The organism is Pseudomonas sp. B21-048, assembly GCF_024748615.1.
Taxonomy (GTDB): domain Bacteria; phylum Pseudomonadota; class Gammaproteobacteria; order Pseudomonadales; family Pseudomonadaceae; genus Aquipseudomonas.
Window position 1 is genome coordinate 4,941,374 of the sequence record NZ_CP087168.1, and the last position, 15,083, is coordinate 4,956,456.

Here is a 15,083-nt window from a genome sequence, read left to right on the forward strand (position 1 = left end):
GTCGCGTCCCGGGACTAACAGCGGTGACGGGCGGATGGTCGAAATGGAGCGCAATTGGCCGCCGTTCAGCCGGGATTAAGCTGCATATTGTTATCATCACAACTCAATCAGCCCTGACAAACGCTGTTCATCATGACCAACCTGCCTGTTTCTGCATCCACTACGCGTCAGCCCAAGGGGCTGCCGGATGCATTTTTCGACCGCGATGCCCAAACGCTGGCCCGGGATTTACTGGGCAAAATCATCCGTCATCGTGTTGGCGACCTGTGGCTCAGTGCCCGGATCATCGAGACCGAAGCCTATTACTGCGAAGAAAAAGGCAGCCACGCCTCCTTGGGCTACACAGAAAAGCGTAAAGCTTTGTTTCTGGATGGCGGCCACATTTATATGTATTACGCCAGGGGCGGCGATTCGTTGAACTTCAGCGCTCAGGGGCCGGGCAATGCGGTATTGATCAAATCCGCCTATCCATGGGTCGATGAATTGAGCGGGCCGGCAAGCCTGGCGCAGATGCTTTTGAACAATCCTGATGCTCAGGGCCGCCCTCGCCCCTCGCAAAAGCTGTGTGCCGGACAGACGTTGCTCTGCAAGGCGCTGGGCCTGAAGGTGCCGGTCTGGGACGCCAAGCGCTTCGACCACGAAATATTGCTGGTGGAAGACCTCGGACCGGCGCCCGGCCATATCATCCAGACCACACGCCTGGGCATTCCCCACGGGCGCGACGAACACTTGATGTACCGCTTCATCGACGCGGCTTATGCGCCGTATTGCACGCGCAACCCATTGCGTCGGGGGCAAGTCGAAGGTCGCGATTATTTGTTGCTGTCCTGAGTGTTGGAAAATCCCTTGTGGGATCTGTAGTGCTTTGAAGCTTGCATTCGTCCCTTTGGGTCGATTGATTACTCGATGGAGTTGTTTTTATGGGCCCATGGCTCGAGAGCGTGACCGGTTGGCTGACGGTCAATCCGCAATGGCTGGCCGCGGCAGTGTTCGTAGTGGCTTGTTTGGAATGCCTGGCAATTGTCGGACTGATCGTGCCCGGCACGGTGTTGTTGTTTGCCGTGACGGTGCTGGCCGGCAGTGGCGCACTGCCGTTGGGTGAAACGCTGCTGCTGGGCTTGCTCGGCGGTGCGCTGGGCGACATCGCTTCGTATTTCCTGGGCCGACATTTCCACCAGAACATCCGGCGCCTGCCGGGGTTGCGCCATCATCCGGAATGGATGGCCGGGGCCGAAGCGTATTTTCAGCGTTATGGCATTGCCAGTTTGTTGGTCGGACGCTTTATCGGCCCGCTGCGGCCAATGCTGCCCATGGTTGCCGGGATGTTCGACATGCCGTTCCCGCGCTTCGCCGTCGTCAGCCTGTTGGCTGCCGCGGGCTGGAGCATTGCCTATGTGCTGCCCGGCTGGGCCACGGGCGCGGCGATTCGCTTGCCGTTGCCGGAGGGTTTTTGGCCCGAGGCCGGGATCGTCGTGGGCAGTATCGCGGTGATGGTCGGCCTGAGTGCGACCAGCAGTCTGCGTCGCCACCGCCGGGCGACGATATGGATCAGCAGCATGAGCCTGTTGATCCTGCTCGGCCTGTTCATCGGCTACCCCTACTTGACCGCGCTCGACCAGGGACTGATGACCCTGATCCAGGAACACCGCAGCCCGATCCTCGATGAAGTGGCCGTGGTGTTCACGCTGATCGGTGAATTGCGCAACATGTTCATGTTCAGCGCCTTGCTGACAGCCTTGCTGTTGCTCACACGCCAGTGGCGGCACGCAATTTTTGCTGGCAGTACTTTGCTTTTCACCGCGCTGGGCAATACCGTGACCAAGCACTTTTTCACCCGCGTGCGCCCGGAAGTGCTGAGCGATCCGCTGACCAGCTACAGCATGCCCAGCGGCCATGCCTCGGGCTCTTTCGCGCTGTTCCTGACGCTCGCGGTACTGGCGGGTCGCGGACAACCACCGCGAATGCGCTTGACCTGGTTACTGGTGGGCTGCTTGCCGGCGCTGACGATTTCCCTGTCACGGGTGTATCTGGGGGCGCACTGGCCGACCGATGTGCTGGCGGGTGCGATGCTGGCGGCGTGTGTGTGTGCGGCCAGCCTTTGGCTGACTCAACGCCAGACTTCACTCACCGCCATGCCGCCGAAAATCTGGTGGCTGGTGTTGCCATCATTGGTGGCGTTGTTCGGCTTCTTTGTGTTGAGGCACATGCCACATGCGATGTTGAGATACGCGTACTGAAAAGATCAAAAGATCGTCAGGCAAACAACTCACCCTGCAACTTATCCAGCAATGCCTGAATCGCATCCAGCCGTTGCTGCGGATCATCCAGTTGCAACAGATCAATCTTGTCTACCTCGGAAAACGGCAACAAGTACGCCAACTGATTGGCCAGCGACTGCTGCCCCGTCGCTTCGGCGCCCATGCTCAGCGCTTCGACCATCGGGTGTTCCGCCAAAGCCTTGAGCAGCGCGACCAGGTCGGCGTCCTCATCCTGTAGCGGTTGCTCGGGCTCGTCTTCCAGCCACTCGACTTCGGCGACGATCAACTGGTTGCGCTGTACCTCGGTGCGCACAACGTGAAAACGCCGCCAGCCCTTCACCCGAATGCCCAGCAGGCCGTTGTCCTGCTGATGGAAATCGGTGATCAGCGCCTCGCACCCCACCCGTGCGTAGCCTTCGGGGGCGATGCCGACTTCTTCACCGTCGAGAATGCACACTACGCCGAAGCCGCCGCCCTGTTTCATGCAGCGACCGATCATGTCCAGGTAACGCGCCTCGAAGATCTGCAAGTCAAGGATGCAGCCCGGAAACAGCACCGTGTTCAGCGGAAAAAGCGGCAAGCTCATAGACATTTCCTTACACCACCATCGACACCGCCAACGGCAGGAACACCGCCGTGGCCACGCCCATCAGACTCATTGCCAGCGCCGCGAAGGCGCCGCACTCTTCACTTTCCTGCAGGGCCACTGACGTGCCGACCGCATGGGCCGTCATGCCCAGGGCCATGCCGCGGGCCTCTGGACTGTGGACACCGAGACGGGTCAAAAGACTCGGCCCGAAGATCGCCCCGATCACACCGGTAATCAACACGAACACCGCCGCCAGCGCGGCGACACCACCGATCTGCTCAGCCACCAGCATGGCAATCGGCGAGGTCACCGATTTGGGGGCCATGGTCATCAGGATCATGTGGTCGGCGCCGAACCACCAGCCCAGCAGCACAACCATGCTAGTGGCGACCACCCCACCTATCACCAGCGTAGTAAATATCGGCCAGAACAATTGCCGGATCCGCCGCAGATTGAGGTACAGCGGCACTGCCAGTGCAACAGTGGCCGGCCCGAGCAAGATACTCAGGATCTCGGTGCTCTTGCGGTATTCGGCATAGCTCAGGCCGCAACTGACCAGTACAGCGATGACCAGCAACATGGAAACCAGCACCGGCTGCAGAAAAACCCAGCGGGTTTTCTCGAATGCCGCCAGCACCAACTGATACGCCCCCAGCGTCACGCCAATGCCGAACAATGGATGATGAATCACCGACGCCCAGGCGCCGTGCCAATCGAACATCATTGGCCGTCCTCGCGATGGGCGTGACGCTTGACCAAACGGTCCATCAGCACGCCGGCAAAGGCCATCGACAACACCAGCGACAATACCAGCGCACCGGTGATCGCCCAGAAATCCGCGGCAATGTCGGTGGCGTAAACCATCACGCCCACGGCCGGCGGCACCAGCAGCAACGGCAAATAACGCAGCAGGCTACTGGCCGCAAGGTTCAGCGGCTCGCCGACTTGACCGCGGATAATCAAATACCCCAGCAGCAACAGCAAGCCAACGATCGGCCCCGGCAGCACCGGTAATATCAGATGGTTGAGGGCGGTACCGAGCAATTGAAACAGCACCAGCCAGGTCAGGCCACGTAACAACATCCATCCTCTCCCGCGCTTTCTCCCCACAAAGAAGGGGCCGAGCATTATAAGCACGCCCACGCTATGAATCGGCATTCGCCAACAGCATGGTGAGTTGACCGGAACAATTTGCCATGTTGATCTAAAGTGGTTCGCAAGGGAGGTCATCCCCCCGCTCGGAAAACCAATAAAACCGATGAACCCAAGGAGAGTCTCAATGCCCTATGTTCCAGTTGCGGAGCTCAAAGATTATGTCGGCAAGGAGCTCGGACGTTCCCAATGGCTCACCATCGATCAGGAACGCATCAACCTGTTCGCAGAAGCCACAGGCGATTATCAGTTCATCCATGTCGACCCGGTCAAAGCTGCGCAAACACCTTTTGGCAGCACCATCGCCCATGGTTTCCTGTCGTTGTCGCTGATCCCCAAACTGATGGAAGACATCCTCATCCTGCCCGAGGGCGCGAAGATGGTGGTCAACTACGGTCTGGACAGCGTGCGTTTCATCCAGCCTGTAAAGGTCAATTCCAGGGTTCGACTCAAGGTCGACATGAACGAGGTCACCGAGAAGAAACCCGGCCAATGGTTGCTCAAGGCCACCGCCACGCTTGAAATCGAAGGGTCGGACAAACCGGCGTATATCGCCGAGCCACTGTCCCTCTGCTTCGTGTAAAGCATCCCGGATGCGAAGCAGCTCACGCTGTTTCGCGCCGTGTCTGCGCCGTGTCTCTATAAATGCGACACATAGCTGCGGCATACTCCGTCGCCTAATTGCCCGGATCCCGCTATGCGCTCACTTGCACTCCTTGCTCTGACCCTGTTGCTCACCGCTTGCGGCGACGGCGAATCGCTGTTGCCCCCCGATGCCCGCCTGCCGGACGGCGGACGCTATCGCGGTGAACTGGTCAATGGCTTGCTGCAAGGCGAGGGCCGCATCGATTACCCGAACGGCAGCTGGTACGCCGGGCAGTTCGACAAAGGCCAATGGCATGGCCAGGGCGAATGGCACGGCAGCAATGGTGAGGTCTATCGCGGGCAATTCCAGCAAGGGCTATTCGACGGCCAAGGCACGCTGACCACCACGGGCAGCAGCTATACCGGCGGTTTCAAGGCAGGTAGACGCGACGGTGAAGGTACCCTCAAAGAAAACGCCATGACCTACCGCGGCGAATTCAAGGCCGATCAATATTCAGGGCTCGGTCGCCTGGAACTCGAAGACGGCAGCCAGTATCAGGGTCAATTCGCCCACGGCAAACCCAACGGCGAAGGCCAGCGCAGCGATGCCAGCGGCAATCAGTTCACCGGGCATTTCGCTGACGGTCAACTGGAAGGCAACGGCACCTTCAACAGCGCCGATGGCGATATCTATGTCGGCGGTTTCAAGAACAATCAACTGCACGGCAAGGGCCGCTACGAGAACGCCGATGGCGATGTCTGGCTGGGTCAGTTCAAAGAAGGCGTGCTCAGCGGCAAAGGCGAGTTGGTCGGCGCCGACGGCAGTCACTATATCGGCCAGTTCAGCGACTGGCGTTTTACCGGCCTGGGTCGCTTGAACCTGGCCGATGGCAGTTTCTATGTCGGCCAGTTCGATGGCGACAATTATCAGGGCCAAGGCACTTTGGTGCTGACCGATGGCACGGTGCAGAGCGGCACCTGGGTCAATAGTCAACGCGTGCGCGACGCCAACGGCAAGCTGTTGCCCGACCCACTCGAACTCGGCTTGCTGGCTCAGGGTCGTTTGCTCGACGATGCACTGGCCAACGTCCCGGCCTCGACCCCGGCGGTCGAGCTGTACACCCTGACCCTGGGCGGCGACGGCAAGCAGAGCGTGTTCCTGCGCGAGTCCGACTACGTCGCCAACATGCTCGCCAGCCGTTTCGGCGCCTTTGGCCAGATCCGCCTGGTCAACCATCGCGACCACCTCGGCGACCGGCCAATGGCCACCCGGGAAAACCTGCGCCGCGCCGCCCAGACCCTGGCAGAGCGCAGTGGCCCGGAAGACTTGCTGTTCATTTACCTGACCAGTCATGGTTCCAGTGAGCACGAGCTGGTGCTCGACCAGCCACGCATGGAGCTGGCCGACCTGCCGGCCGACGAACTCGCCGCGGTTCTCGCCCCCCTGAAAAAGCGCGACAAGATCATTGTGATTTCGTCTTGTTATTCCGGCGGCTTCATCCCAGCCCTCAAGGACGAACGTACCTTGATCATGACCGCTTCGCGCGCCGACCGGGTGTCCTTCGGGTGCTCGGAAGAAGCCAACTTCACTTATTTCGGCGACGCGCTGTTCGCCCAGGCGCTGAACCAGACCGACGATCTGGAGCAAGCCTTCAAACTGGCCAGCGCCACCGTGGCCGAGCGTGAACTGGCCGACAACTTCGAGGCCTCCGAACCGCAAATCTGGGCCCCGAAAAGCGTTCTCGCCCACTGGCAATCGTTACGCAAACAGCAGGCACGAAAAGCACTGCAAAGTGTCTCTATCAGCAAGGATGAAAAGAGCAACTAAGCTGAACAGTATCAAGGGGGAATAATTATGTACTTGACGCCTCAGCATGTATTGCTTGCCGGAGCCACCGGTTTAACCGGTGAACATTTGCTTGACCGTCTACTCAACGAGCCAACGATTACACGCGTATTGGCCCCCTCACGCCGGCCACTGGCCGAGCACCCTCACCTGGAAAACCCGGTCGGCGACCCGGCGGTGTTTTTGCCGCAATTGAACGGTCGCGTCGATATCGCCTATTGCTGCCTGGGCACCACGATCAAGCAGGCCGGCTCCGAGGAAGCGTTTCGCGCGGTGGACCTGGACATGGTGGTGGCCTTCGCCAAACGTGCACGGGAAATGGGCGCGCGACACTTGATCGTGATCAGCGCCTTGGGCGCCGACCGCAGATCCTCGATTTTCTACAACCGGATCAAAGGCGAGATGGAACACGCATTGCGCGCGCAGAATTGGCCGCAACTGACCATTTGCCGGCCTTCGCTGTTGTTGGGTGATCGCGTCGAGCCGCGACTGGCCGAGCGGGTTGCCGGCCCATTGTCGAAATTGATTCCGGGCAAATACCACGGCATCGAAGCCTGCCAATTGGCCCGCGCCATGTGGCGCCTGGCGCTGGAAGAGCAGGATGGCGTACGGATTGTCGAGTCGGATGAGTTGCGCAAGCTCGGTAAATAACGCGCCGACCTGTGGCGAGGGAGCTTGCTCCCTCGCCACAAGCGCCGCGCTCGTTCCTACAATCCACCCGTCGCCTGAAAATTCACTCCCAACACCGTCAATAACGACAGCGGCAACAGCAACGTGTCGAGCAAGGCGCTGGCCGGCAGGTCAACACCCGGATAGCTCGGCGCTTCTGCACCGAATCGGTCCATGGCGCAGCACCCGCCGTTCATTGCATACAAATCCAGGCGCGTCCCCGAATACACCACCGGCGCTCCAGGCTTGGCGGCATCGAGCGTGCGCGCCGTGGCGCAGCCCGCCAATTGCAAAGCCAGCAGGATCATCAGCAACTTATTCATCGCTGCTCAAATGGTGTTCGCCCCAGCGCGGCAGCATGTCTTGCGGAATGTTCAGCAGATTGAGAATTCGCGCCACGACGAAGTCGATCAAGTCATCGATGGTCTGCGGCTGGTGATAGAAGCCCGGTGACGCCGGCAGAATGGTCACGCCCATGTTCGACAGCTTGAGCATGTTTTCCAGATGAATGCTCGAATACGGCGCCTCGCGCGGTACCAGAATCAGCTGGCGGCGCTCCTTCAAGGTGACGTCGGCGGCCCGTTCGATCAAGTTGTTGCAGGCCCCGGTCGCGATAGCCGACAAGGTTCCGGTGGAGCACGGCACCACCACCATCGCCGCTGGCGAGCCAGAGCCCGACGCCACCGGCGACATCCAGTCTTCCTTGCCATACACCCGAATCTGCCCGGCGGCGGCGCCGGTGTATTCCGTGAGGAAGGCTTGCATCATCTGCGGCTTGGACGGCAGCGAGACATCGGTCTCGGTGGCCATCACCAGTTGCGCAGCCTTGGAAATCAGGAAGTGCACCTCGCGGTCTTCACGCACCAAGCAGTCGAGCAGGCGCAAGCCATACTGGGCGCCCGAAGCGCCGGTCATTGCCAGCGTGATGCGTTCCGGACCGTTGTTCATTGCAGCGCCTCGGCCAGTTTGCCGTGCAGGCCACCGAAGCCGCCGTTGCTCATGATCACCACGTGCGTGCCGGGCTGGGCCTGGCTCTTCACGCGCTCGATGATGCCTTCCAGCGAATCGCTGACAATCGACGGCACCGTGCACAACGCGGCGGTGGCGCCCAGGTCCCAACCGAGGTTGGCCGGCGAATACCAGATCACCTGATCGGCATCGACCACACTTTCCGGCAAACCATCGCGGTGAGCGCCGAGCTTCATGGAGTTGGAGCGCGGCTCGATGATCGCGATCAACGGCGCGTCGCCAATGCGCTTGCGCAGACCGTCGAGGGTGGTGGCGATGGCGGTCGGGTGGTGAGCGAAGTCGTCGTAAATGGTGATGCCACGCACTTCCGCGACTTTTTCCATCCGCCGCTTCACGCTTTTGAACGCGCTCAATGCAGCGATGCCCATCGACGGTACTACGCCGACGTGACGCGCGGCGGCCAAGGTGGCCAAGGCGTTGGCGACGTTGTGCTGACCGGTCATGTCCCACTCGACTACGCCTTGGGCGACGCCTTCAAACATCACTTCGAACTTCGAGCCGTCTTCACTGAGCAGTTTGACCTGCCACTGACCGCCGGCACCGGTGGTTTGCACCGGGGTCCAGCAGCCCATGTCGATAACACGCTGCAAGGCCGGTTCGGTGGTCGGATGGATCACCAGGCCTTCGCTCGGGATAGTCCGCACCAAATGATGGAACTGACGCTCGATCGCCGGCAGATCGGGGAAGATGTCGGCGTGATCGAACTCAAGATTGTTCAGGATCGCCGTGCGCGGACGGTAGTGAACGAATTTCGAGCGCTTGTCGAAGAACGCGCTGTCGTATTCGTCGGCTTCGATCACGAAGAACGGCGTATCACCCAAACGTGCCGACACCGAGAAGTTCTGCGGAACACCGCCGATCAGGAAACCCGGGCTCATACCGGCATGTTCCAGGACCCAGGCGAGCATGCTGCTAGTGGTGGTTTTGCCGTGAGTGCCGGCAACCGCCAGCACCCAGCGACCTTGCAGTACGTGATCGGCCAGCCATTGCGGGCCGGAGACGTATGGCAGGCCTTTGTTCAACACATATTCGACGGCCGGGTTGCCGCGGGACATGGCGTTGCCGATCACCACCAGGTCCGGGGCCGGATCGAGCTGCGCCGGGTCGTAACCTTGGGTCAACTCAATGCCCTGGGCTTGCAGCTGAGTGCTCATTGGCGGATAGACGTTGGCATCGGAGCCCGTCACGTGATGGCCCAGCTCTTTGGCCAGAACCGCCATCGAACCCATGAAAGTGCCGCAGATACCAAGAATATGAATGTGCATAGTCGACCTCGTAAAACATGGCCGCAGGTTAGCGTAGGGAGGGGAAAATCGCACTCTTTAGCTGTAACCACGCTCGTTCCCACGCTCTGCGTGGGAATGCAGCAAGGGACGCTCTGCGTCCCAAAAGCGGACGCAGAGCGTCCGGGGAGGCATTCCCACGCAGAGCGTGGGAACGATCAGTCACAACCTAGCGGGCGATACCGTGTTTGCGCAACTTTCTGTAGAGGGTATTGCGACTGACACCCAGTTGTTCGGCGGTGTGCGTCATGTGCCAGCGCTGCTGCTCCAACACCGTCAGCAACGCCAACCGCTCGGCATCGTCCAGCGGATACTCGGACGGCTCTTCAACTGCCGATGCCGTCAGCGGTCGGGCCTGGCGAATCATTGCCGGCAAATCCTCCAGCCCGATCCGACCGCCGTCACACAGCGCCGCCAGGGTTCGCAGCACATTGCGCAACTGCCGAACATTCCCCGGCCAGGAAAAATCCAGCAAGGCCTGCCGCGCCGGCCCGTTGATCAATACCGTCTCCCCGCCCGCCTCTTCGGCCAGCAAAAAGTCGAGCAACTGTGATTTGTCAGCGCGCTCACGCAGCGCCGGCAATGCGATCTCCAGCCCATTGAGCCGGTAATACAAATCCTCGCGAAAACTGCCGTCCTGCACCCGCTCAAGCAGATTGCGGTGGGTGGCGCTGATGATCCGCACATTGACCGATTCCGGCTCACCGCCAATCGGCACCACCTGCCGGTCTTCCAGCACCCTTAATAGCCGGGTTTGCATGCTCAGCGGCATGTCACCGATTTCATCGAGGAACAACGTCCCGCCATCGGCCTGCTGCAACTTGCCGCGCATGCCTTCCTTGCGGGCACCGGTGAAGCTACCGCCGCGATAGCCGAACAGCTCGCTTTCGATCAGGCTTTCGGGAATCGCCGCGCAATTGAGAGCAACGAAAGATTTTGCTGCCCGTTGACTGGCCTGATGCACGGCTTTGGCGAAGGCTTCCTTGCCGGAACCGGTTTCGCCGTTGATCAGCAACGGCACGTCCCGCTCAAATACCCGCAAGGCCTTGCGGAAATCCTCCTGCAACGCAGCATCACCCAGGCAAATGCCCGACAAGCGCGGACGCTCGGCAACCCTCGGGCTTTGCACCACCGGCACCGGAACGCTGCGCGGCTGCCCGCGCAAGACAGCAAACAGCTGCCGCCCGTCACGGGTGCGCAACGGCCAACTGGCGCTGGCACCTGGGCTCGCGCGGCCGAGCAATTCATCCAGCGAACAGTCGAAAAACGCCTCCACCGGTTTACCCAACAGCCCGCCACGAATATGCCCCAGCAAATTCAGCGCACTCTGGTTCACCGCACAGATCCGCCCTTCCCCGTCAAACGCCAGCAACCCTTCGCTGAACAGCCCGACGGATTCGGCCTGCAAGTGAAAACGCAGCAGCCATTGATTGTCGAAATAACGCAGGAAATAGCAGCTCTCGATCATCTTCGCCGACAGATTGACCAGTGCCATGGTGTGGAACTGGCTCTGACGCGAAACCTCGTGGCGCGCCGAAGACACGTCGAGCACCGCCAGCAGCTCGCCGTGCGGATCGAACACCGGGCTCGCCGAGCAGGTCAGGCCGGTGTGACGGCCACGAAAATGTTCGTCTTGATGGATGGTCAGGGACTGACGCTCCACCAGGCAGGTGCCGATGCCATTGGTGCCTTCGCAGGCTTCGCTCCAGTCGGCGCCCAGCCAAAGACCGGCGCGCTCGAAAATCTTCCGTTCGGTGGGCGCAGTGACGCAGTTGAGGATTACCCCGCGGGCGTCGGTCAGCAGCACCGCGTGACCGGCGCCGGAAAGTTGCTGATGGAGACTGGTCATTTCGTTGCCGGCGATCTGCAGCACTTGCTGCAAACGTTCGCGGCTTTCCAGCACGCGGCCATGTTCCAGCACCGTCGGCGCCATGGTCAGGGCCGGGTCGAGGTGATAGTCCTCAAGACAACGCAGCCAGGAACGGGCAATGGACGGATCGCTGCCGGGACCGTGAAGGTGGGATTTACCCTGGGTCACGGTCAACACTTGCTGGGCATGGCGACTCAAATGGTTGTCGTGCATTTCTTATTATTCTCCCCGATAGCTGTGCTGCCCCATTAAGAGGCTGGCACACACCTTGTGGCGAGGGAGCTTGCTCCCGCTCGAGTGCGAAGCGCTCGCCAAAAAATCATGACCGGCAGACATTTTTGGGGCCGCTTCGCAGCCCAGCGGGACGGTGCGGCGTTCCGACGAGCTCCCTCGCCACACAAGCCCCTCACAAACAAACCTCGCCACAGAGGATTACCTGTGTGGCAATTTGAGGCCCAGCATCCTCCAGCCATCGACGCATTGCAATGCTGGCAAGACCCGCCAGTCACAGCCTGCGCCATAAACGGTACAAAGTGTCACAGGGGCTGTACCGCAAGCGTCACAAACGCCGCCCATCCACCCCACAAAAAACACACAAGACCTTGATTTACCTGACTTGCAAGGCACTGGCCCGACCTTTGCTCTACGCTTGTACGGCGCTTTAGCGCGTCCTCCCTTATAAGCACAAAAGCCAAGGAGAAACCATCATGCGTTACGCTCACCCCGGTACTGAAGGCGCTATCGTTTCGTTCAAGAGCCAATACGGTAACTACATCGGCGGCGAGTTCGTCGCGCCGGTCAAAGGTCAGTACTTCACCAATACCTCACCGGTCAACGGCCAACCTATTGCCCAATTCCCGCGTTCCACAGCCGAAGACATCGAAAAGGCCCTGGACGCTGCCCATGCCGCCGCCGATGCCTGGGGCGCCACGTCCGCCCAGGCACGCTCGCTGGTGCTGCTGAAAATCGCCGATCGCATCGAACAGAACCTGGAAGTGCTGGCGATCACCGAATCCTGGGACAACGGCAAGGCCGTTCGCGAAACCCTCAACGCCGACATCCCGCTGGCCGCCGACCATTTCCGCTACTTCGCCGGTTGCATCCGCGCTCAGGAAGGCAGCGCCGCCGAGATCGACGGCAACACCGTGGCCTATCACATCCATGAACCGCTGGGCGTGGTCGGGCAGATCATTCCGTGGAACTTCCCGATTCTGATGGCCGCCTGGAAACTCGCCCCGGCCCTGGCCGCCGGTAACTGCGTGGTCCTTAAACCGGCCGAGCAAACTCCGCTGGGCATTACCGTGCTGATGGAGCTGATTGGCGACCTGCTGCCGCCTGGCGTACTCAACGTGGTGCAAGGCTTCGGCAAAGAAGCCGGGGAAGCCCTGGCCACCAGCAAACGCATCGCCAAGATTGCCTTCACCGGCTCGACCCCGGTCGGCTCGCACATCATGAAATGCGCCGCCGAAAACATCATTCCGTCCACCGTGGAGCTGGGTGGCAAGTCGCCGAACATCTTCTTCGCCGACATCATGCAAGCCGAACCGACTTTCATCGAGAAAGCCGCCGAAGGCCTGGTGCTGGCATTCTTCAACCAGGGCGAAGTCTGCACCTGCCCGTCCCGCGCCTTGGTGCAAGAGTCGATCTACGATGAATTCATGAAAGTGGTCATGAACAAAGTCCTGCAAATCAAACGTGGCGACCCGCTGGACACCGACACCATGGTCGGCGCCCAGGCGTCCGAGCAGCAATTCGACAAAATCCTTTCGTACCTGGACATCGCCAAGGGCGAAGGCGCCGAACTGCTGACCGGCGGCAAGGTAGAAAAACTCGAGGGCAGCCTGGCGACCGGGTATTACATCCAGCCGACCCTGCTCAAGGGCACCAACAAAATGCGCGTGTTCCAGGAAGAAATCTTTGGCCCGGTGGTGAGCATCACCACCTTCAAGGACGAAGCCGAAGCCCTGGCCATCGCCAACGACACCGAGTTCGGCCTGGGCGCCGGCCTCTGGACCCGCGACATCAACCGCGCCTACCGAGTGGGCCGGGCGATCAAGGCCGGTCGCGTGTGGACCAACTGCTACCACCTGTACCCGGCGCACGCCGCGTTCGGCGGCTACAAAAAGTCCGGCGTCGGCCGTGAAACCCACAAAATGATGCTCGATCACTATCAGCAAACCAAAAACCTGCTGGTGAGCTACGACATCAATCCGTTGGGTTTCTTCTAAAAACCGGGGGCGATGCAGGCAGTTCTGTATCGCCCTTCAGATAGCCATCGCGGGCAAGCCCGCGGTGGCGTCCTTAAACGCACCGTTAATCATCGCCCTGCTGGTCTGGCATGGGCTTTGCGTGCCTGCTCCACACATAAACGCCATACCCGAAAGTCCAACAGATCAAACAATAAAAAAGACAGAGAGGACTTATGACTTCTACGACACAGCTCAAACCCACACTCGGCACTCTGCATCTATGGGGCATTGCCGTTGGTTTGGTGATTTCCGGCGAGTACTTCGGCTGGAGTTACGGCTGGGGCACCGCAGGGACCCTGGGCTTTCTCGTCACCGCCCTGATGGTGGCGACGATGTACACCTGCTTCATTTTCAGTTTCACCGAATTGACCACCGCTATTCCCCACGCTGGCGGGCCGTTTGCCTACAGCCGTCGGGCCTTCGGTGAAAAAGGCGGACTGATCGCCGGCATTGCCACCCTGATCGAATTCGTCTTTGCGCCACCGGCCATTGCCATGGCCATCGGCGCCTACCTCAACGTGCAATACCCGGAACTGGACCCGAAGATCGCCGCTGTTGGCGCCTATTTCGTGTTCATGGGCTTGAATATCCTCGGCGTGAGCATCGCAGCCACGTTCGAACTGGTGGTCACTGTGCTGGCGGTCGCCGAGTTGTTGGTGTTCATGGGCGTGGTCGCCCCGGGCTTCAGCTTCAGCAATTTCGTACTCAATGGTTGGTCGGGTTCCAACGAATTCACCCTGGCCTCGATCCCTGGCATCTTTGCGGCGATACCTTTCGCGATCTGGTTCTTCCTCGCCATTGAAGGCGCCGCCATGGCCGCCGAGGAAGCCAAGGATCCGAAACGCACGATTCCCAGGGCTTACGTCAGTGGCATTCTGACCCTGGTGTTCCTGGCCATCGGCGTGATGGTGATGGCTGGCGGCGTCGGTGACTGGCGTCAACTGTCGAACATCAACGATCCGCTGCCTCAGGCGATGAAAGCCGTGGTCGGCAATAATTCGACCTGGATGCACATGCTGGTGTGGATCGGCCTGTTCGGCCTGGTGGCGAGTTTCCACGGGATCATTCTTGGCTACTCCCGACAGTTCTTTGCCCTGGCTCGCGCCGGTTACCTGCCCAAAGGGCTGGCCAAACTCTCGCGCTTCCAGACGCCGCACCGGGCGATTCTGGCGGGCGGCGTGATCGGCATCGCGGCGATCTACAGCGATGGCCTGGTCAATCTGCAGGGCATGACGCTGACGGCGGCAATGATCACCATGTCGGTATTCGGCGCCATCGTGATGTACATCATCAGTATGCTGAGCCTGTTCAAATTGCGTAAAACCGAGCCGAACCTGGAACGCACCTTCCGCGCCCCGGGTTACCCGATCGTACCGGGCATCGCGCTGTTTCTGGCGGTGGTGTGCCTGGTGGCGATGGCGTGGTTCAACACCTTGATCGGGTGTGTGTTCCTCGGGTTCATGGCGGCCGGTTACCTGTATTTCCAACTGACTGCCAAGCAGCGTTTCGACGCGCCGGCGGATGCGATGCTCGAAGGCGTCTGAGTTGCACCG

General features: G+C 60.4%; 14 protein-coding genes. 7 read left to right on the top strand and 7 right to left on the bottom strand.

Annotation, left to right across the window (positions count from 1 at the left end; translation table 11 throughout):
• The first annotated feature begins 132 nt into the window (after nucleotides 1–132).
• Nucleotides 133–831: a DNA-3-methyladenine glycosylase gene (locus LOY56_RS23150; RefSeq protein WP_258617316.1), complete on the top strand. Its 699-nt coding sequence runs from the start codon at nucleotides 133–135 to the stop codon at nucleotides 829–831.
• An 89-nt stretch (nucleotides 832–920) separates the two neighbouring features.
• Complete coding sequence (locus LOY56_RS23155; RefSeq protein ID WP_258617317.1) at nucleotides 921–2,237, top strand: bifunctional DedA family/phosphatase PAP2 family protein; 1,317 nt, start codon at nucleotides 921–923, stop codon at nucleotides 2,235–2,237.
• 16 nt (nucleotides 2,238–2,253) lie between these two features.
• Here LOY56_RS23155 and LOY56_RS23160 read toward each other — a convergent pair whose 3' ends face one another.
• The 3 genes from LOY56_RS23160 to LOY56_RS23170 are packed head-to-tail and all read right to left on the bottom strand — an operon-like array spanning nucleotide 2,254 to nucleotide 3,930.
• On the bottom strand, nucleotides 2,254–2,844 hold the full coding sequence (locus LOY56_RS23160) for an LON peptidase substrate-binding domain-containing protein (RefSeq protein ID WP_258617320.1): 591 nt from the start codon (nucleotides 2,842–2,844) through the stop codon (nucleotides 2,254–2,256).
• Nucleotides 2,845–2,854: 10 nt separating this feature from the next.
• Complete coding sequence (locus LOY56_RS23165; RefSeq protein ID WP_258617322.1) at nucleotides 2,855–3,571, bottom strand: LrgB family protein; 717 nt, start codon at nucleotides 3,569–3,571, stop codon at nucleotides 2,855–2,857.
• Nucleotides 3,568–3,930, bottom strand: a complete 363-nt coding sequence (locus tag LOY56_RS23170; RefSeq protein ID WP_258617323.1) for a CidA/LrgA family protein — start codon at nucleotides 3,928–3,930, stop codon at nucleotides 3,568–3,570. The genes LOY56_RS23165 and LOY56_RS23170 overlap by 4 nt, the downstream gene beginning before the upstream one ends.
• A gap of 196 nt (nucleotides 3,931–4,126) precedes the next feature.
• On the opposite strand from LOY56_RS23170, the gene LOY56_RS23175 reads away from it, so the two are divergent.
• The 3 genes from LOY56_RS23175 to LOY56_RS23185 all read left to right on the top strand — a co-directional run bounded on the left by LOY56_RS23175 (nucleotide 4,127) and on the right by LOY56_RS23185 (nucleotide 7,081).
• Nucleotides 4,127–4,582, top strand: coding sequence for a MaoC family dehydratase (locus LOY56_RS23175; protein WP_258617326.1), 456 nt, complete (start codon nucleotides 4,127–4,129; stop codon nucleotides 4,580–4,582).
• 114 nt (nucleotides 4,583–4,696) lie between these two features.
• The gene (locus tag LOY56_RS23180) at nucleotides 4,697–6,412 is read left to right on the top strand and encodes a C13 family peptidase (protein WP_258617327.1); all 1,716 of its coding nucleotides are present in this window, start codon (nucleotides 4,697–4,699) and stop codon (nucleotides 6,410–6,412) included.
• A gap of 27 nt (nucleotides 6,413–6,439) precedes the next feature.
• Complete coding sequence (locus LOY56_RS23185) at nucleotides 6,440–7,081, top strand: oxidoreductase (protein WP_258617329.1); 642 nt, start codon at nucleotides 6,440–6,442, stop codon at nucleotides 7,079–7,081.
• 56 nt (nucleotides 7,082–7,137) lie between these two features.
• On the opposite strand, the gene LOY56_RS23190 is transcribed toward LOY56_RS23185, so the two are convergent.
• The 4 genes from LOY56_RS23190 to LOY56_RS23205 form a co-directional block, all read right to left on the bottom strand.
• Entirely contained in the window at nucleotides 7,138–7,422 is a 285-nt protein-coding gene (locus LOY56_RS23190; RefSeq protein ID WP_258617330.1) for a YceK/YidQ family lipoprotein, read from the bottom strand.
• Entirely contained in the window at nucleotides 7,415–8,047 is a 633-nt protein-coding gene (ubiX, locus tag LOY56_RS23195) for a flavin prenyltransferase UbiX (protein WP_030129554.1), read from the bottom strand. The genes LOY56_RS23190 and ubiX overlap by 8 nt, the downstream gene beginning before the upstream one ends.
• Nucleotides 8,044–9,393 carry a UDP-N-acetylmuramate:L-alanyl-gamma-D-glutamyl-meso-diaminopimelate ligase gene (gene mpl, locus LOY56_RS23200; RefSeq protein ID WP_258617335.1) on the bottom strand — a complete coding sequence of 450 codons (1,350 nt, stop codon included), beginning with the start codon at nucleotides 9,391–9,393 and terminating at the stop codon, nucleotides 8,044–8,046. Before mpl ends, ubiX begins: the two co-directional genes overlap by 4 nt.
• Nucleotides 9,394–9,580: 187 nt before the next feature.
• On the bottom strand, nucleotides 9,581–11,494 hold the full coding sequence (locus LOY56_RS23205) for a sigma-54-dependent Fis family transcriptional regulator (protein ID WP_258617337.1): 1,914 nt from the start codon (nucleotides 11,492–11,494) through the stop codon (nucleotides 9,581–9,583).
• 494 nt (nucleotides 11,495–11,988) lie between these two features.
• On the opposite strand from LOY56_RS23205, the gene LOY56_RS23210 reads away from it, so the two are divergent.
• Together LOY56_RS23210 and eat are read left to right on the top strand one after the other, a co-directional pair.
• Nucleotides 11,989–13,509, top strand: coding sequence for an aldehyde dehydrogenase family protein (locus LOY56_RS23210; RefSeq protein WP_258617339.1), 1,521 nt, complete (start codon nucleotides 11,989–11,991; stop codon nucleotides 13,507–13,509).
• A gap of 194 nt (nucleotides 13,510–13,703) precedes the next feature.
• Entirely contained in the window at nucleotides 13,704–15,074 is a 1,371-nt protein-coding gene (eat, locus tag LOY56_RS23215) for an ethanolamine permease (RefSeq protein ID WP_258617340.1), read from the top strand.
• Nucleotides 15,075–15,083: the final 9 nt, after the last annotated feature.